Source organism: Streptomyces sp. RLA131 (assembly GCF_056270125.1).
The window spans coordinates 7,180,830-7,198,805 of the sequence record NZ_JBWDOQ010000002.1; the positions used below are offsets into that span (position 1 = coordinate 7,180,830).

11 protein-coding genes and 1 pseudogene are annotated in these 17,976 nt (G+C 69.7%); 10 read left to right on the forward strand and 2 right to left on the reverse strand.

The features are described from left to right. Nucleotides 1-43 precede the first annotated feature (43 nt). The 6 genes from shc to RWE79_RS33520 are packed head-to-tail and all read left to right on the forward strand — an operon-like array spanning nucleotide 44 to nucleotide 8,234. Nucleotides 44-2,056: a squalene--hopene cyclase gene (shc, locus tag RWE79_RS33495; protein ID WP_475943828.1), complete on the forward strand. Its 2,013-nt coding sequence runs from the start codon at nucleotides 44-46 to the stop codon at nucleotides 2,054-2,056. Further along, nucleotides 2,056-2,664: a phosphorylase family protein gene (locus RWE79_RS33500; protein ID WP_475943829.1), complete on the forward strand. Its 609-nt coding sequence runs from the start codon at nucleotides 2,056-2,058 to the stop codon at nucleotides 2,662-2,664. The genes shc and RWE79_RS33500 overlap by 1 nt, the downstream gene beginning before the upstream one ends. Nucleotides 2,665-2,669: 5 nt before the next feature. After that, the gene (hpnH, locus tag RWE79_RS33505; RefSeq protein WP_475943830.1) at nucleotides 2,670-3,695 is read left to right on the forward strand and encodes an adenosyl-hopene transferase HpnH; all 1,026 of its coding nucleotides are present in this window, start codon (nucleotides 2,670-2,672) and stop codon (nucleotides 3,693-3,695) included. A gap of 2 nt (nucleotides 3,696-3,697) precedes the next feature. Beyond that, nucleotides 3,698-4,852: a flavodoxin-dependent (E)-4-hydroxy-3-methylbut-2-enyl-diphosphate synthase gene (gene ispG / locus RWE79_RS33510; protein WP_475943831.1), complete on the forward strand. Its 1,155-nt coding sequence runs from the start codon at nucleotides 3,698-3,700 to the stop codon at nucleotides 4,850-4,852. 50 nt (nucleotides 4,853-4,902) lie between these two features. Further along, entirely contained in the window at nucleotides 4,903-6,780 is a 1,878-nt protein-coding gene (gene dxs / locus RWE79_RS33515) for a 1-deoxy-D-xylulose-5-phosphate synthase (protein WP_475943832.1), read from the forward strand. A gap of 56 nt (nucleotides 6,781-6,836) precedes the next feature. Continuing rightward, nucleotides 6,837-8,234, forward strand: a complete 1,398-nt coding sequence (locus RWE79_RS33520) for an aspartate aminotransferase family protein (RefSeq protein ID WP_475943833.1) — start codon at nucleotides 6,837-6,839, stop codon at nucleotides 8,232-8,234. Nucleotides 8,235-8,291: 57 nt separating this feature from the next. On the opposite strand, the gene RWE79_RS33525 is transcribed toward RWE79_RS33520, so the two are convergent. Then, on the reverse strand, nucleotides 8,292-9,113 hold the full coding sequence (locus RWE79_RS33525) for a tyrosine-protein phosphatase (protein WP_475943834.1): 822 nt from the start codon (nucleotides 9,111-9,113) through the stop codon (nucleotides 8,292-8,294). A gap of 149 nt (nucleotides 9,114-9,262) precedes the next feature. On the opposite strand from RWE79_RS33525, the gene RWE79_RS33530 reads away from it, so the two are divergent. The 4 genes and pseudogenes from RWE79_RS33530 (at nucleotide 9,263) to RWE79_RS33545 (ending at nucleotide 17,331) form a co-directional block, all read left to right on the forward strand. Then, entirely contained in the window at nucleotides 9,263-11,398 is a 2,136-nt protein-coding gene (locus tag RWE79_RS33530; protein ID WP_475943835.1) for an alpha-galactosidase, read from the forward strand. Between the two features lie 79 nt (nucleotides 11,399-11,477). After that, nucleotides 11,478-12,272 carry an SGNH/GDSL hydrolase family protein gene (locus RWE79_RS33535; RefSeq protein ID WP_475943836.1) on the forward strand — a complete coding sequence of 265 codons (795 nt, stop codon included), beginning with the start codon at nucleotides 11,478-11,480 and terminating at the stop codon, nucleotides 12,270-12,272. Nucleotides 12,273-12,399: 127 nt separating this feature from the next. Beyond that, a pseudogene (locus RWE79_RS33540) lies at nucleotides 12,400-13,651 on the forward strand (IS3 family transposase). Between the two features lie 59 nt (nucleotides 13,652-13,710). After that, a complete protein-coding gene (locus RWE79_RS33545) occupies nucleotides 13,711-17,331 on the forward strand; it encodes a golvesin C-terminal-like domain-containing protein (RefSeq protein ID WP_475943837.1) in 3,621 nt (1,206 codons plus the stop codon). Here RWE79_RS33545 and RWE79_RS33550 read toward each other — a convergent pair. Further along, a complete protein-coding gene (locus RWE79_RS33550) occupies nucleotides 17,324-17,938 on the reverse strand; it encodes an SMI1/KNR4 family protein (RefSeq protein ID WP_475943838.1) in 615 nt (204 codons plus the stop codon). The two genes, RWE79_RS33545 and RWE79_RS33550, sit on opposite strands and share 8 nt — an antisense overlap. Nucleotides 17,939-17,976 lie beyond the last annotated feature (38 nt).

Sequence of the window (17,976 nt, forward strand, 5' to 3'; positions counted from 1 at the left end):
AGCCCCAACACCGCAGACACAACGACTGTGCAAAGGGGAAGCCATGACAGCGACGACCGACGGAGGTCCCGGGGCGGGAGCCCACGGGACACCCTCGGCCAGCAGCACGACGACCACACCGTCACCCGACTCCGACGCGCCGAGCGCACCCCGTACGACCAGGCAGGCGGCACAGCGCGCCGCGCGCCGCGCCGCCGACCACCTGCTGGCCCGTCAGCACCCCGACGGCTGGTGGAAGGGCGACCTGGAGACCAATGTCACCATGGACGCCGAGGACCTGCTGCTCCGTCAGTTCCTCGGCATCCAGGACGACCGCACCACCGCGGCCGCCGCCCGCTGGATCAGATCCCAGCAGCGCGACGACGGCGCCTGGGCCACCTTCCACGGCGGCCCCGGTGACCTCTCGGCCACCGTCGAGGCCTATGTCGCGCTGCGGCTGGCCGGTGACACGCCCGAGGCGCCCTGGATGGCCGCGGCCTCCGCCTGGGTCCGCGAACGGGGCGGCATCGCGCGGGCCAGGGTCTTCACCCGGATCTGGCTGGCCCTGTTCGGCTGGTGGCTGTGGGAGGACCTGCCCGAACTGCCACCCGAGATGATCTTCCTGCCCAAGTGGGTCCCGCTCAACATCTACGACTTCGCCCAGTGGGCCCGCCAGACCATCGTGCCGCTGACCGTGGTCGCGGCCCACCGGCCGGTACGGCCCGCGTCCTTCGACCTCGACGAGCTGCACACCGACCCCGCCCGCCCCAACCCGCCCGCCGGGCGCGCCTCGCCCACCAGCTGGGACGGCTTCTTCCAGCGGCTGGACCGCGTCCTGCACGCCTACCGCAGGGTCCAGTTCAAACCGCTGCGCCGGGCCGCCCTCAAGGCGGGCGCCCGCTGGATCATCGAACGCCAGGAGGCCGACGGCTGCTGGGGCGGCATCCAGCCGCCCGCCGTCTACTCCGTCATCGCCCTGCATCTGCTCGGCTACGACCTCGACCACCCCGTGCTGCGGGCCGGACTCGCGTCGCTGGACCGCTTCGCGGTGTGGCCCGACGAGGACACCCGGATGATCGAGGCCTGCCAGTCCCCGGTCTGGGACACCTGTCTGGCCACCATCGCCCTCGCCGACGCCGGGCTCCCGGCCGCCCATCCGGCGCTGGTCAAGGCCGCCGGCTGGATGCTGGACCAGCAGATCACCCGCAGCGGCGACTGGGCCGTGCAGCGGCCGGGGCTGCCCCCGGGCGGCTGGGCCTTCGAGTTCCAGAACGACACCTACCCCGACATCGACGACACCGCCGAGGTCGTCCTGGCCCTGCTGCGTGTCGACCACCCCGACCCCGGCCGCCTCAAGGGCGCGGTCGAGCGCGGGGTCCGCTGGAACATCGGCATGCAGTCCAAGAACGGCGCCTGGGGGGCCTTCGACGCCGACAACACCAGCCCCTTCCCCAACCGGCTGCCGTTCTGCGACTTCGGCGAGGTCATCGATCCGCCGTCGGCCGACGTCACCGCCCATGTCGTGGAGATGCTGGCCGCGCTCGGCCTGCAGCACGACCCGCACGCCCGGCGCGGCATCGACTGGCTGCTCGCCGAACAGGAGCCCGGCGGCGCCTGGTTCGGCCGCTGGGGTGTCAATTACATCTACGGCACCGGCTCCGTCGTCCCCGCCCTCGTCACCGCCGGGCTGCCCGCCTCCCACCCGGCGATCCGACGGGCCGTCAACTGGCTGGAGTCGGTGCAGAACGAGGACGGCGGCTGGGGCGAGGACCTGCGCTCGTACTCCTCCCACGACTGGATCGGGCGCGGTGCCTCCACCGCCTCGCAGACCGCCTGGGCGCTGCTCGCCCTGCTGGCGGCGGGGGAGCGGGACGGCGCCGCCGCCGAACGAGGGGTGCGCTGGCTGACCACGACCCAGAAGGAGGACGGGTCCTGGGACGAGCCGTACTTCACCGGTACCGGCTTCCCCCGCGACTTCTCCATCAACTACCACCTCTACCGGATGGTCTTCCCGCTCACGGCGCTCGGGCGCTATGTGTACGGCGAGCCCTTCGGCGGAGCGGGGAAGGGGGACTGATGGGCCGCTCCGGCCCACCGCTGCTCATCGTCTGCGCCCTGCGCTTCGAGCGGTTCGCCCTGCGCTCGGGCCGCCGCACCGACGCGGGCGGCCCGGTGCGGGTGATCCGTACGGGCATGGGGGCGCAGGCCGCCCGGCGTGCCGTCACCGAGGCACTGCGCGCCCCGGAGCTGACCGGCGCCGCGGTCCTGACCACCGGCTTCTGCGCCGGGCTGGCGCCCGGCATGCGGCCCGGTGACGTCGTGGTCGCCGACGACCCCGCCGGGGAGCACGGCGACAGCCTGGCCGCCGCGCTCAAGGCGGCCGGGCACACCGTGCACTTCGGGCGGCTGGCCCAGTCCGACCATGTCGTACGAGGTGCCGAGCGGGCGGCGCTCCGCGCCACCGGTGCCATCGCGGTCGACATGGAGTCGGCCGCGATGATGCGCGCCGCCCTCGCGCGCGGCGCGCGCCCCGTCGCGGCAGCCCGCGTAGTGGTCGACACCCCGGAGCACGAACTGTTGCGTGTCGGCACGCTGCGCACCGGGATCACCGCCTTCCGCGTGCTAAAGGATCTTCTTCCTGCCTTTCTCGATTGGCACCGTTGCAACACGCTCCCCCGGAGGTGAGCCAGATGGCCATGCCGCTTCGTCAGACCATTCGGGTCGGTACCTATCTCGTCGAACAGAAGCTCCGCAAGCGCGAGAAGTTCCCGCTCATCGTGGAGCTGGAACCGCTCTTCGCCTGCAATCTCAAGTGCGAGGGATGCGGGAAGATCCAGCATCCCGCCGGTGTGCTCAAGCAGCGCATGCCGGTCGCGCAGGCGGTCGGCGCGGTCCTGGAGTCGGGGGCGCCGATGGTCTCCATCGCCGGTGGCGAACCGCTGATGCACCCTCAGATCCACGAGATCGTGCGGCAGCTGGTGGCGAGGAGGAAGTACGTCTTCCTGTGCACCAACGCGATGCTGCTGCGCAAGAAGCTCGCCGACTTCACCCCGTCGCCGTACTTCGCCTTCGCCGTGCACATCGACGGGCTGCGCGAGCGGCATGACGCGTCGGTCGCCAAGGAGGGCGTCTTCGACGAGGCGGTCGAGGCCATCAAGGAGGCCAAGAGGCGCGGATTCCGGGTCACGACCAACTCGACGTTCTTCAATACCGACACCCCGCAGACCATCATCGAGGTGCTCAACTTCCTCAACGACGACCTCCAGGTCGACGAGATGATGATCTCGCCCGCCTACGCCTACGAGAAGGCCCCCGACCAGGAGCACTTCCTCGGCGTGGAGCAGACCCGCGAGCTGTTCCGGAAGTCCTTCGCGGGCGGCAACCGCAAGAAGTGGCGGCTCAACCACTCGCCGCTCTTCCTGGACTTCCTGGAGGGCAAGGCCGACTTCCCCTGCACCGCGTGGGCCATCCCCAACTACTCGCTCTTCGGCTGGCAGCGCCCCTGCTACCTGATGAGCGACGGCTATGTGCCGACGTACCGGGAGCTCATCGAGGAGACCGACTGGGACAAGTACGGCCGCGGCAAGGACCCGCGCTGCGCCAACTGCATGGCGCACTGCGGCTACGAGCCGACCGCCGTCCTGGCCACCATGGGTTCGCTCAAGGAGTCCATCCGGGCCGCCCGCGAGACGATCTCCGGGAACCGGGCCAGGTAGCCATGGCCGCGGTGGACCTGGGCACCCCCGGGGTGCCCCTGACACTCGCCCCCCGCCGCCGGTCCCGGCAGATCCAGGTCGGGCCGGTCGCGGTGGGCGGCGGCGCCCCCGTCTCGGTGCAGTCGATGACGACCACACCGACCGCGGATGTCAACGCCACCCTGCGGCAGATCGCCGAACTGACGGCCTCGGGCTGTCAGATCGTGCGCGTCGCCTGCCCCACGCAGGACGACGCCGACGCGCTCGCCACGATCGCGCGCAAGTCGCAGATCCCGGTGATCGCGGACATCCACTTCCAGCCGAAGTACGTCTTCGCCGCCATCGACGCGGGCTGCGCCGCGGTCCGGGTCAACCCGGGCAACATCAAGCAGTTCGACGACAAGGTGAAGGAGATCGCCCGCGCCGCCTCGGCGGCCGGCACCCCGATCCGGATCGGCGTCAACGCCGGGTCGCTCGACAAGCGGCTGCTGGAGAAGTACGGCAAGGCCACCCCCGAGGCGCTGGTGGAGTCGGCGCTGTGGGAGTGCTCGCTGTTCGAGGAGCACGGCTTCCGCGACATCAAGATCTCGGTCAAGCACAACGACCCGGTCGTGATGGTCAACGCCTACCGCCGGCTCGCCGCCAAGTGCGACTACCCGCTGCACCTGGGGGTGACCGAGGCGGGTCCGGCGTTCCAGGGCACCATCAAGTCCGCGGTGGCCTTCGGCGCGCTGCTGAGCGAGGGCATCGGTGACACGATCCGGGTCTCGCTTTCGGCGCCGCCGGCCGAGGAGGTCAAGGTCGGCATCCAGATCCTGGAGTCGCTCAACCTGCGGCAGCGGCGTCTGGAGATCGTCTCCTGCCCCTCCTGCGGGCGGGCGCAGGTCGATGTGTACAAGCTGGCCGACCAGGTCACCGCCGGTCTGGAGGGCATGGAGGTGCCGCTGCGGGTGGCGGTCATGGGCTGTGTCGTCAACGGTCCGGGCGAGGCCCGCGAGGCGGACCTCGGGGTCGCCTCCGGAAACGGCAAGGGACAGATCTTCGTCAAGGGCGAGGTCATCAAGACCGTCCCCGAGTCCAGGATCGTCGAGACCCTCATCGAGGAGGCCATGAAGATCGCGGAGGAGATGGAAGCAGGGGGAACCGCATCCGGTGAGCCCCAGGTCACCGTGGGCTGAACCGGTGAGCTGAACCGAGCAAATCCCGGCAGGGGGAACGAGGTCCCAGCGTGTCGATGCTTGAGAACATCCGAGGCCCGAGAGATCTGAAGGCGCTGCCCGAGGAGCGGCTGCCCGAACTCGCCGGCGAACTCCGCCACTTCCTGGTCCACGCCGTCGCCCGTACCGGCGGCCACCTGGGCCCGAACCTCGGCGTGGTCGAACTGACCATCGCCCTCCACCGGGTCTTCGACTCCCCGGCCGACCGCATCCTGTGGGACACCGGCCACCAGTCCTATGTGCACAAACTGCTGACCGGCCGTCAGGACTTCTCCAAGCTGCGCCGCAAGGGCGGGCTGTCCGGCTACCCCTCCCGGGCCGAGTCCGAGCACGACGTCATCGAGAACAGCCACGCCTCCACCGTGCTGGGCTGGGCCGACGGCCTGGCCAAGGCCAACCAGGTCCTCGGTCGCGACGACCACGTGGTCGCCGTCATCGGCGACGGGGCGCTGACCGGCGGCATGGCCTGGGAGGCGCTGAACAACATCGCCGCCGCCAGGGACCGGCCGCTGGTCATCGTCGTCAACGACAACGAACGCTCCTACGCGCCCACCATCGGCGGGCTGGCCAACCACCTGGCCACCCTGCGCACCACCGACGGCTACGAACGCTTCCTGGACTGGGGCAAACAGGTGCTCCAGCACACCCCCGTCGTGGGCCGCCCGCTCTACGAGTCCCTGCACGGCGCGAAGAAGGGCTTCAAGGACGCCTTCGCCCCGCAGGGCATGTTCGAGGACCTCGGCCTGAAGTACGTCGGCCCGATCGACGGCCACGACATCGCCGCCGTCGAGTCGGCGCTGCGGCGCGCCCGGCGCTTCCACGGCCCGGTGCTCGTCCACTGCCTCACGCAGAAGGGGCGCGGCTACGCCTTCGCCGAGCAGGACGAGGCCGACCGGTTCCACGCCGTCGGCGCCATGGACCCGCTGACCTGTGAACCGCTCGCCCCGTCGGGCGGCCCCAAGTGGACCTCGGTCTTCGGCGACGAGATGCTCAAAATCGGCTCCGAGCGGCGCGATGTCGTGGCCGTCACCGCGGCGATGCTGCAGCCGGTCGGCCTGGAGAAGTTCGCCGGGGCGTTCCCCGACCGGGTCTACGACGTGGGCATCGCCGAGCAGCACGCGGCGGTCTCGGCGGCCGGTCTGGCCACCGGCGGACTGCACCCGGTCGTGGCGGTGTACGCGACGTTCCTCAACCGCGCCTTCGACCAGGTGCTGATGGATGTCGCCCTGCACAGGTGCGGGGTGACCTTCGTCCTGGACCGGGCCGGGGTGACCGGCGACGACGGTGCCTCGCACAACGGCATGTGGGACCTGTCGATCCTCCAGGTCGTCCCCGGCCTGCGCATCGCCGCCCCGCGCGACGCGGACGCGCTGCGCGCGCAGCTGCGGGAGGCGCTGGACGTGGACGACGCCCCCACCGTCATCCGTTTCCCCAAGGAGAGCGTCGGCGACCCGCTGCCCGCCGTCGGCCGGGTCGGCGGCTGCGATGTCCTCGCCCGCGGCGACCGTCCGGACGTCCTCCTGGTCTCCGTCGGCGCCCTCGCCCCCGTCTGTCTGGCCACCGCGGCCCTGCTGCGCGAACGCGGGGTCGGCGTCACCGTCGTCGACCCGCGCTGGGTCAAGCCCGTGGACGACGCGCTGCCACCGCTGGCGGCCGGCCACCGCATGGTCGCCGTCGTCGAGGACAACGGACGGGCCGGGGGCGTCGGCTCCACCATCGCCCAGGCGCTGCGCGACGCGGAAGTCGACGTACCCGTACGGGACTTCGGGATCCCCCAGCAGTTCCTGGCGCACGCCAAGCGCGGCGAGGTGCTGGCCGACATCGGACTCACCCCGGCCGAGATCGCCGGCCGGATCAGCGCCACGCTCGCCCGGATCGGCCCGGCATGAGCGAAGCCCTCGGCCGTGCGGCAGGCCCTCCCACCACCCGAAGGGAATCCCCCACCATGACAGCGGCGGAGCCGAAGGGCTTTGACCTCGGACGGCTGCTCGCGCAGCGCGGCGCGGAGCGTTACGAGCTGCACGCCAGGTACCTCAACCACCAGCTGCCGCGGATGCTGCGAACCATCGGCTTCGACAAGGTCTACGAGCGGGCCGAGGGCGCCTACTTCTGGGACGCCGAGGGCCAGGACTACCTGGACATGCTGGCCGGCTTCGGGGTGATGGGCCTGGGCCGGCACCATCCCGTCGTGCGCAAGGCGCTGCACGACGTCCTGGACGCCGGGCTCGCCGACCTCACCCGGTTCGACTGCCAGCCGCTGCCCGGACTGCTGGCCGAGAAGCTGCTCACGTACGCCCCGCACCTGGACCGGGTGTTCTTCGGGAGCAGCGGTACCGAGGCGGTGGAGACAGCCCTGAAGTTCGCGCGCTACGCGACGGGCAGACCGCGGGTGCTGTACTGCTCGCACGCGTTCCACGGGCTGACCACCGGCTCGCTGTCGGTCAACGGCGAGGACGGCTTCCGGGACGGCTTCGCCCCGCTGCTGCCCGACACCGCCGTAGAGCTGGGTGATCTGGCCGCCCTGGAAAGGGAGTTGAGGCGCGGGGATGTGGCGGCCCTGATCGTGGAGCCGATCCAGGGCAAGGGGGTGCACGCCGCGCCCCCCGGCTATCTGCTCGCCGCGCAGGAACTGCTGCACCGGCACAAGGCGTTGCTCATCGCGGACGAGGTGCAGACCGGGATCGGCCGGACCGGTGACTTCTTCGCCTACGCCCACGAGGCCGGCGTCGAACCGGACCTGGTGTGCGTGGCGAAGGCGCTCTCCGGCGGCTATGTGCCGGTGGGGGCCACCCTCGGCAAGGAGTGGATCTTCAAGAAGGTCTACTCGTCGATGGACCGGGTGCTGGTCCACTCGGCGAGCTTCGGCTCGAACGCGCAGGCCATGGCGGCGGGCCTGGCGACGCTGTCGGTCATGGAGGACGAGCGGGTGGTCGCCAACGCCCGCCGCACCGGCGACCTCCTGCGCACCCGGCTCGCGGCCCTCGTGGACCGCTACGAGCTGCTGCACGAGGTGCGCGGCCGGGGGCTGATGATCGGGATCGAGTTCGGCCGGCCGAGGTCGCTGGGGCTGCGCAGCCGCTGGACGGTGCTCCAGGCGGCCCGGAAGGGGCTGTTCGCGCAGATGGTGGTGGTGCCGCTGCTGCAACGGCACCGGATCCTCACCCAGGTCTCCGGCGACCGGCTGGAGGTGATCAAGCTCATCCCGCCACTGGTGATCGGGGAACCGGAGGTGGACCGCTTCGTGTCGGCGTTCACCGCCGTGATGGACGACGCGCACGAGGGCGGCGGGCTGATGTGGGACTTCGGGAGGACCCTGGTGAAGCAGGCGGTGGCCGACCGCTGACCGGGACCCGGTCCCGGAGCGGACCCGGTCCCGCACACGGACCGGGACCGGGACGGTTCACCGGGGCGCGTCCTCCAGGAACAGTTCGCGCAGCCGCTCGCGTCGCTCGGCGGTCAGGCCCAGGCCGTCCGTGAGGTAGGCGTCGACCGAGCCCCAGTGGCCCTCGATGGTGTCGAGGGCGCTGCGCAGGTACTCGGCGCGGGCCTCGAAGAGCGGGCTCAGCAGCTCCATGACCTCGGGGGTGGCGGCGGGCTCGGCGTGGGCCCCGCGGGTGACGCGGTAGCGGCGGTGGGCGGCGTTGCTGGCGAGGTAGTCGGCCTCGATGGCGTCGCGTTCCACGCCGAGGGCGAGCAGGATGATGGCGATCGCGGTGCCGGCCCGGTCCTTGCCCGCCGCGCAGTGCAGCAGCACGGGGGCCGACTCCTCGTCCGTCAGCAGCTCCAGCATCCGGGTGTGCTCCGCGGTGCGGTCCCGGATGATGCGTACGTAGGAGTGCTTCATGCGCTCGGCGGCCTTGCCGTCGCCGAGGATCTCGCGCAGCGCGTCGAGGTCGCCGTTGCGCACCACGCCCCAGAACTCCGCGCCGGAGGCCGGGTCGCTGAGCGGCATGTTGATGTTGCGCACGCCGGGGAGTGTGACGTCGGGGCCTTCGAGCCCGATGTCGGAGGCGTTGCGGAAGTCCAGGACGGTGTGCAGCCCCAGCGAGGCCAGGAACTCGGCGTCGCCGTCCGTGGTGTGCGCCAGGTGTCCGCTGCGGTAGAGCCGCCCGTTGCGCACCCGCCGGCCGTCGGCCGTCGGGAGTCCGCCCACGTCACGGAAGTTCCGTACGCCGGTGAGCGCGGGCTCGGTCGAGTCGGTCTGCGGCGTCTGCTGGGTCACCGGGGGGCTCCTTGGGATCGGGTCGGGCTCTGCCGACGATACGACAGGCCGCCGGCCGACGTACCGGCCGGTATGTGTCCGGGAGAGCATTGCCATCGGGGCCCGGCCCACGGATGATGTTCGGGCATGATCGGAAAAGGGGTATTTTGATGATTGACGTTGGTAGTGGTGGCCGGGTCTGGCTGCTCTCGGGTGCCGGCAGCAGCTACGCGCTGCACCTCACCGAACGGGACGAACTGCTGCATCTGCACTGGGGCCCGCGGATCACCCTCGCCGACGCCGAGGCGCTCGCCGCCCTGCCGGTGACCGGCGACCGGGGCTTCGAGTCGCTGCTCGACGGCCGGGAGGAGTACCCGGTCGAGGGCGGCCCCCGCTTCGCCCGCCCGGCGCTGAGCACCCGCACCCAGGCCGTGCGCGGCACCGAGTGGGTCTTCGAGGAGTACGAGATCCACGCCGGCGGCACCGGCACCGGCACCGACTCCGGGGCCGCGGGGCAGGAGCTGCGGCTGCACTTCCACGACTCCGTCCACCACCTCGACATCACGCTGCACTACCGGGTCCGCGAGGACACCGACGTCATCGAGCGCTGGACCACCCTCGCCCACGACGGCGGCGCCGGCACCGAGCCCGTCGAGCTGCTGCGCGCCGACGCCGCGGCCTGGTCCCTTCCGGTACGCGACACCTGGCGGCTGTCGCACCTGCACGGCCGCTGGGCCGGCGAGTCACAGCTCGCCCGCACCGACCTCAGCCACGGGGAGCACGTCCTCGGCAGCCGCCGCGGCCACACCAGCCACGCCCACCTGCCCTGGATCGCCCTGGACGACGGCGACGCGGGGGAGGAGCAGGGCCAGGTCTGGTCCGCCGCGCTGGCCTGGTCCGGGTCCTGGCGCATCGCCGTACAGCTGCTGACCGGCGGGCTGGTGCAGGCCACCGGCGGCGCCGGCCACGACGACGCCGGCCTGGTGCTGCTGGCCCCCGGCGAGTCCTACACCACCCCGGTCTTCGCCGGACTCTGGACCGACGGCGGCTTCGGCGCCTCCAGCCGGGCCTGGCACGCCTACCAGCTCGCCCATGTCATCCCCGGCGCCGAGCAGTCCCGGCCGGTGCTCTACAACTCCTGGGAGGCCACCTACTTCGAGGTCAGCGAGGCCGGGCAGAGCGCCCTCGCCCGCCGCGCCGCCGATGTGGGCGTCGAGCTGTTCGTCGTGGACGACGGCTGGTTCGGGGAACGTACGCACGACGCGGCCGGGCTCGGCGACTGGACACCCAACCCCGACCGCTTCCCGAACGGGCTCAAGCCGCTCGCCGACGACGTGCACGCCCTCGGCATGCAGTTCGGCATCTGGGTCGAGCCGGAGATGGTCAACCCCGACAGCGACCTGTACCGGGCCCACCCCGACTGGGTGCAGCACCACCCCGGCCGCCGCCGTACCGAGTTCCGCAACCAGCTGATCCTCAACCTGGCCCGCGAGGACGTCCGCGACTACCTCTGGGAGCGGCTGGACACCCTGCTCAACAGCGCGCCCGTCGACTACGTCAAGTGGGACTTCAACCGCTGCTTCACCGACGCCGGCTGGCCCGGCGAGGCCTATCCGCAGCGGCTGTGGGTCGACCACGTCACGGGGCTGTACACGCTGCTCGACCGGCTGCGCGCCGCCCACCCCGGGGTGGCCTTCGAGTCATGCTCGGGCGGCGGCGGCCGGATCGACCTCGGCGTCCTGTCCCGCACCGACCAGGTGTGGACCTCCGACAACACCGACCCGCTGGACCGCCTGGCCATCCAGGAGGGCTTCAGCCAGATCCACCCGGCCCGCGTGATGGCCGCCTGGGTCACCGACAGCCCCAACGAGCAGCTCAACGGCCGCGTCAGCTCGCTGCGCTACCGCTTCGTGTCCTCGATGGCCGGCGTGCTGGGGCTCGGCGGCGACCTGGTGAAGTGGAGCGAGGACGAACTCGCCGAGGCCCGCGAGTGGGTCGCCCGCTACAAGACGATCCGCCCTGTCGTCCAGCACGGCGAGCTGTACCGGCTCCGGCCGGCGAGCGAGGAGCTCAGCGCCGTCCAGTACGTCAGGGGGGACGAGACGGTGGTGCTGGCCTGGCTGCGGCACCAGCGGCACGGCGAGCACCAGCCCGCCCTGCGGCTGCGCGGCCTCGACCCGTCGGCGACCTACACCGACGTGGCCACCGGCGAGGTGCACCGCGGGGCGGTGCTGCTGCACCACGGACTGCGTACCGGACTCAAGGGCGATCTTGACGCCGCCGTATTCCACCTTCGCCGGAACTGACCGAGTGGGATACGTCACGGCACGTCAACCCCTGGTTACGGTGGCGTAGGTCACTTACCGAGGTGAAAGATGTGGTCCCGTGGCAGACGATTCGAAATCAAACAACACGGGTGCGATCGGGTCGTACGCGGCGATCGGTGACAGCTTCACCGAGGGGGTCGGCGACCCCGGTCCCGACGGCGCGTTCGTGGGCTGGGCCGACCGGCTGGCGGTGCTGCTCTCCGACCGCAGGCCCGAGCTCGACTTCCGCTACGCCAACCTCGCCGTGCGCGGCCGGCTCCTCGACCAGGTCGTCGAGGAGCAGGTCCCGCGGGCCAGGGAGCTCGCCCCGGATTTGGTGACCTTCTGCGCGGGCGGCAACGACATCCTGCGGCCCGGCAGCGACCCGGACGCCGTCGCGGAGCGCTTCGAGGCCGCCGTGGCCGACCTGACCTCCGCCGTCGGCACGGTGCTGGTCACCACCGGCTTCGACACCCGGGGCACCCCGGTGCTCGGCCTGCTGCGCGGCAAGATCGCCACGTACAGCGTGCATGTCCGGGCCATCGCCGACCGCTACGGGTGCCCGGTCCTCGACCTGTGGTCGCTGCGCTCGATCCAGGACCGCCGCGCCTGGGACGCCGACCGGCTCCATCTGTCACCCGAGGGCCACACCCGGGTCGCGCTGCGGGCCGGCCAGGTGCTCGGCGTGGACGTGCCCGCCGACCCCGACCAGCCCTGGCCCCCGGTGCCGGTCCGGGCCCCGGCCGCGGTGCGCCGCGACAACATCCAGTGGGCGCGCGAGTACCTCGTGCCCTGGATCGGCCGGCGGCTGCGCGGCGAGTCCTCCGGCGACCACGTCGAGGCCAAGCGCCCGGACCTGCTGCCGCTGGACTGAGCTTGTTCTTTATGGTCTGGCCTCGAACGATGCCCCGAATGTGATCGCTCGTACGGGGATTCCGGGGACGTGAACACTGAACCGCCCCGGCTCGAATGGAGACTCGATTTCATGAAAGGATCGAGTCATGGCACGACCTTCCCGTTACCCCCTTGAGCTCCGCCGTCGTGCGGTGCGCATGGTCGCCGAGGTGCGCGACGACCACGCGAACGAGACGGCCGCTTTGCAGGCGGTGACCGAGAAGCTCGGCATCGGGTCCGCGAGACGCTGCGGAACTGGGTGAAGCAGCACGAGATCGACGCGGGGACGCGACCGGGGACGACGACGGAGGAGTCCGCCCAGCTCAAGGCGTTGAAGAAGGAGAACGCCGAGCTGAAGCGGGCCAACGAGATCCTGAAGGCCGCGGCAAGTTTCTTCGCGGCCGAGCTCGACCGGCCACACACACGCTCGTAGCGTTCATCGACGAGCACCGGGACCGCTTCGGCGGCGTCGAGCCGATCTGCAGGACGCTCACCGAGCACGACTGCCAGATCGCCCCTTCCACGTACTACGCCCACAGGAAACGCCTGCAAACTCCCTCGGCCCGTTCCGTGCGCGACGAGGAACTCAAGGAGCGCATCAGGGAAATCCACACGTCCAACTACCGCGTTTACGGAGCCCGGAAGATCTGGCGCGAGCTGAACCGGCAGGAACACGCCGTGGCCCGCTGCACCGTCGAGCGCCTCATGCGCGAGATCGGCATCACTGGAGCCGTCCGCGGCAGGAAGGTGATCACGACGATCACCGATCCGGCCGCCGGGCGGGCCCCGGACCTCCTCGACCGCAAGTTCGTCGCCAGTGCCCCCAACCGCTGCTGGGTCGCCGACTTCACGCACGTCGCGACCTGGAGCGGGGTCGTCTACGTCGCCTTCGTAGTGGACACCTTCTCCCGTCGCATCGTCGGCTGGTCCGCCGCCACCACCAAGGAGACCAGGCTCGTCCTGGACGCCCTGGAGATGGCCCTGTGGCAACGCGACCGGGACGGATTCCCGTATGCACAGGGCGAGTTGATACATCACTCGGACGCGGGGTCGCAGTACACATCGTTCGCGCTGGCCGAGCATCTGGACCGAGCAGGTATCGCGGCATCGATCGGCTCGGTCGGCGACGCCTACGACAACGCCCTGATGGAATCGACGATCGGCCTGTTCAAGACCGAGCTGATCAAACCCGGCCGGCCCTGGAAGACGCTCTCCCAGGTCGAGCTCGCCACCGCCGAGTGGATCGACTGGTACTGCCACCGCCGACTCCACGGTGAAATAGGCCACGTCCCACCCGTCGAGTACGAGACCAACCACTACATGAAATCCACGAAACCCCAGGTCAAAACCACAATCTGAGATCTCTACCGAACCCGGGGCGGTTCAATATCGACCGCACCGGCAACACAGAAGCCAGCGTGCAGACCTACGCGCAGGGCAGGAAAACCACCGTCGCGAGCGGCAAGCTCACTGCGATGAACCTGCGCCAGGGCACCGACGGCACCGTCTATCTCACCGGAAAGGCCAGCCACGGCAAGGGTTTTGCGGCCAGCGGCATCAAGGCGCTGGCCGTGTCCCCCGACGCGGACCTGTCCACGCGTGGCCGCCTGGCCGTCGACCCGGTCGTCTCGCCAGCGGTGCAGTCAGGCGTCGCCACCATCAAGAACGCCGGCCGCGGCTTCACCGGTACCGCGACCAAAGAACCGGCGGCGGAGCCGACCACTGGCCGCACCAGCCATGCCCTGACCATCACCGGCTCGGTGCCGGGCACGGGCAAGCACACAAATCAGAAGGCCGCCGAGCCGGGCACCACCGCGGGCGGCAAGCCGTCGCCGGCGCTGACCGGTTCCCCGAAGCCGCAGATATCGACGACGAGTATGGCGACCACGGCCGACGACGACTCCAGGGCCAACGACCCTTTCGACACCGACCGTTGGTGTTCCGTGCCGCGCAACGACGTCGCCACCCAGGCTCTTCAGCCGACGCCGAACCAGGTCGAGTGGGCTGTGGACATGGCGGTGCAGGGAAAGCTGCGCTCCAATTACCTCACGCAGGGCGGCTGGCGGTCACAGACCGGGATCTCCACGATCGACCCGCAGGGCTTGTTCCCGAAGCCTGCGTTGACCGGTGGCGGAAGCATTCCCGCACAGGTCCAACTGGGCATCCTGGCCCAGGAGTCCAACCTGTGGCAGGCCGAATCCGGGGCCATCCCCGGCCAGATGGGTAGTCCGCTCGCGGCCGTCGACGGCTTCTACGGCCACCAGACCGGCGGCACCCTCGACGACTTCTGGACCATCCACTGGGACAAGTCCGACTGCGGTTACGGCGTCGGACAGGTCACCGACGGCATGCGCCTGGCGGGCCACGAGAAGGAGGGCGAGACTTCCCTCCCGGTCAGCACGCAGCGCGCGGTCGCCATCGACTACGCCACCAACATCGCCGCGTCGCTCTACATCCTCGCCGACAAGTGGAACGAGGTGCACGAGTCAGGCCAGACGATCGCCGTGAACAACGACGACTCGGCCAAGCCCGAGAACTGGTTCACGGCCGTGTGGAACTACAACCTCGGCTTCAACACGAAGGCGGACGAGGCAGCCAACGGCAACTGGGGCCTTGGCTGGTACAACAACCCCGCCAACCCCATCTACCCCGCATCCCGACTGGCCTTCATGAACACCGACCTCGACCCCCTGGCCAACAAGGACGCCGCTCACCCCCAGAACTGGCCGTACGAGGAGAAGGTGATGGGCTGGGCCTCCTGGTCCCAGGACACCGGCCACTCCTACGCCACCTCCGGCCGCCAGGACTGGCCAGGCGAGTCCGGCTTCTCCTCCGCCGGCTTCCGCCCCGCGTACTGGAACGGCACCACCGGGACCGTCATAGACCCGGCCAGCGCGAAATATCGCCGGGCCCACGCCACGCCGCCGCTCGACGCGTTCTGCAACACCAAGAACAACTGCGACACAGCCAACCCGCCCGACGCGGGCTGCTACACCCAGTACTGGTGGCACGAGTCCAACACCACATGGAAGTCCGACTGCTCCACCAGTTGCGGCTTCGAGAACATCAAGTACCAGACCGTGATCAGTGAGCCTGGACGCGGCACCCGCCTCCAGTACGGCACGCCCGTCTGCTCCGGCGCGCCCTCGGGTGCGAAGGTCGTCGAGTCCGTACCGGCAGGAACCAACACCTGGAGCGATTGCGGAACGACCGCGACAGACGGCTCGTTCCAGTTCACCTTCTACCCCGACCCGAACGCCACCGGACCGGGCCTGGGCCAGTACGACGCCAAGGCCGACCTGCACCAGATCGGCGGCGGCTACGACGGCCACTTCTGGTACACCCACACACGCGATGCCGACCACCTGGGCGGTGACGGTGGACGCATGACCATCCTCGGTGACTGGAAGCTCAGCAGCGCGATCGAGGGTGGCCAGGGCAAGGTCTACGTGCACATCCCCGATACCGGAGCGAACACCACGAAAGCTACTTATCAGGTCGTCACTAAGTACGGCACGTTCGACAGGACGGTCTCGCAGGACGCCAACGAGTCGAACACCTGGGTGTCCCTGGGCGGTTACCGGTTCGGTGACACGCCACCGGAGGTGAGGCTGTCCAACGCCACCAGCGACGGCACCGGGGACGACGACATCGCCTGGGACGCCATCGCGGTACTTCCCGGCGACTTCAGCGGCATGCCGGAGGTCGACTTCGCGGCGGAGAACCCGGACGCCCCGGACCCCGACGACATCGCCGTCCAGGAACCCGAGGACGCCCCGGCGCCCACAGACGAAGGCATCTCCGCCGCCATCGCCAAGAACACCGCACAGACCACCGACACAGCCGGTGACTCTGGTGGTTGCACCACGACCAGTGACGGAGTCCAGCTCTGCGCGGGCCCCTACAAGCCGTGGAGCGAGTTGTCGAAGAGCTCAGCCACAGCCGCCTCACCGAAATCCGTCGGCAGCCTCGCGGCAAGCTCCCAGCCGGTCCCCTGGTGCAAGACCGCTCCAGGATCAGACTTCCAGTACACCCGCACCCAGGGATGTCTGCGAGGCGGGTACGCCCTCTACGTCAGAGACAGCCACGGCGACGTCATCGGCGGCGGAAACGTCAAGATCGTCCAGGAGATCAAGCTCGAAACGAACTCGCAGCAGTTCACGACCTGGACGGAATTCTCCCTGCCGGACCTGACCGGCGTGGCCACCGCGACCCTGGACAACTACTTCGAGGACTGCTGGGCGATGAGCGACTGTACTGCGGACCCGCCAGGCGCCTGGGCCGGGAGCACCACCTGGACACAGGGGGACCAGCACACCGCCACCCGGACCGACACCTACAGCTGGAACAAGGTCGCCGGCGGCGAGGCCACGCTCGGCCTGGACTGGAACACCAGCTGGAGCTCTCCCGGGACCACCACCACAGCGAACAACCAATGGAAGGACACGGCCTTCGCCATCCGCTGCGACAACAAGGTCGGCGGCAACACCGGGTGTGTCTTCCCCAAGGCCACCCCGACCCTGCAGCTCACCAGGGCCAAGTACCCGGCCGCCGCGGCCTATTACTGGATCCTGATGGAGAAGCTGGCCTCCCACCCGGGGAGCAAGAAGTACAACTCGCCACTTCATCGCCTCGCGGACGCCGTGAAGGTGACGGACAACCGAAACAAGATGTGCGTACTTGCGGTGGCCGAGTGGGATCCGGTCCCGAACGCGATCGGGGCGAGCTGCGACGAGTACCCCTTCGCCAGGTCACGTGAAAGCGGCGGAATGACGCTGGCCTCGGGCAAATCGTGTGCGCAGATGTATGCGGTACAAAACGCCGACGACACCTACACGCTCAAGCTCGACCCGAACTACGCCTACCCGACCTGGAACGAGGTCTGCGGGCGTGCCGCCATCACAAGCAGCCAGAACTCGGCGGCCGGCGGCGCGTTGGGCCGGTTCACGACAAATGTGAGGCTGCTGGACAACGACGCGTACTACGTCCAGACCGGATACGAGTCCTGCGATCTCAGCGAGGTCTGCGACTTCAGCTGACCTGCTGTGGGGGGCGGATGTGCCACTCAAGCATCCGTCCCTCATACAGCACGGGGACTCGCGGCACGGAGGTCACCGGAGCGCCGGTCTCTACCGAGTAGCAGAGGTCAACGAGCATAAGATCCATGCGCGGCCACAGCATGCGGTACTCGGAATCGCCGAACGATATCTCCCCGATTTCTCCCGAGTGATGATGCCGGTGGTCGACGAACAGCAGATCACCGGAGATATTCTGAGCGAGGGGAACCCATCGCGTGTCGGCGATGCAGCCGATGACTAGGTCCTCCTCGCCCTCCTCGCGGGCATCTTCCACCATCGAGACGAGATCTCGGTGAGCTTCCAGGATTCCGTCGACACCAAGGAGGCTGTAGCCGAGGAGAAAGGCTCCCGGCTCTGCGCTGGCCCTCCGCATGGTGACGCCGTTGTGCAGTTCGAGGGTTGTACGCACGTCCTCATGGAGAGAGAAGCCCAGGCCGTCTTCCAGGCGCTTGATATCGCCACCCGGACAACCCTGCCTCAAGGACCCGTAGTCTCCGGGGGCATGCTCGGCCAACCAGTTCTCAAAACGGGACCACAACTCGGTGAGACCAGGTACTCCGGTAGTCATGAGGGCTTCCCTATCACGTGGAGGTTAACTCGACTCTG

Excerpts from the sequence above, each read along its gene's own strand:
- shc (WP_475943828.1), top strand. The coding sequence starts at position 44 with ATGACAGCGACGACCGACGGAGGTCCCGGGGCGGGAGCCCACGGGACA.
- ispG (WP_475943831.1), top strand. The coding sequence starts at position 3,698 with ATGGCCGCGGTGGACCTGGGCACCCCCGGGGTGCCCCTGACACTCGCC.
- RWE79_RS33530 (WP_475943835.1), top strand. The coding sequence starts at position 9,263 with ATGATTGACGTTGGTAGTGGTGGCCGGGTCTGGCTGCTCTCGGGTGCC.
- RWE79_RS33500 (WP_475943829.1), top strand. The coding sequence starts at position 2,056 with ATGGGCCGCTCCGGCCCACCGCTGCTCATCGTCTGCGCCCTGCGCTTC.
- RWE79_RS33550 (WP_475943838.1), bottom strand. The coding sequence starts at position 17,938 with ATGACTACCGGAGTACCTGGTCTCACCGAGTTGTGGTCCCGTTTTGAG.
- hpnH (WP_475943830.1), top strand. The coding sequence starts at position 2,670 with ATGGCCATGCCGCTTCGTCAGACCATTCGGGTCGGTACCTATCTCGTC.
- RWE79_RS33520 (WP_475943833.1), top strand. The coding sequence starts at position 6,837 with ATGACAGCGGCGGAGCCGAAGGGCTTTGACCTCGGACGGCTGCTCGCG.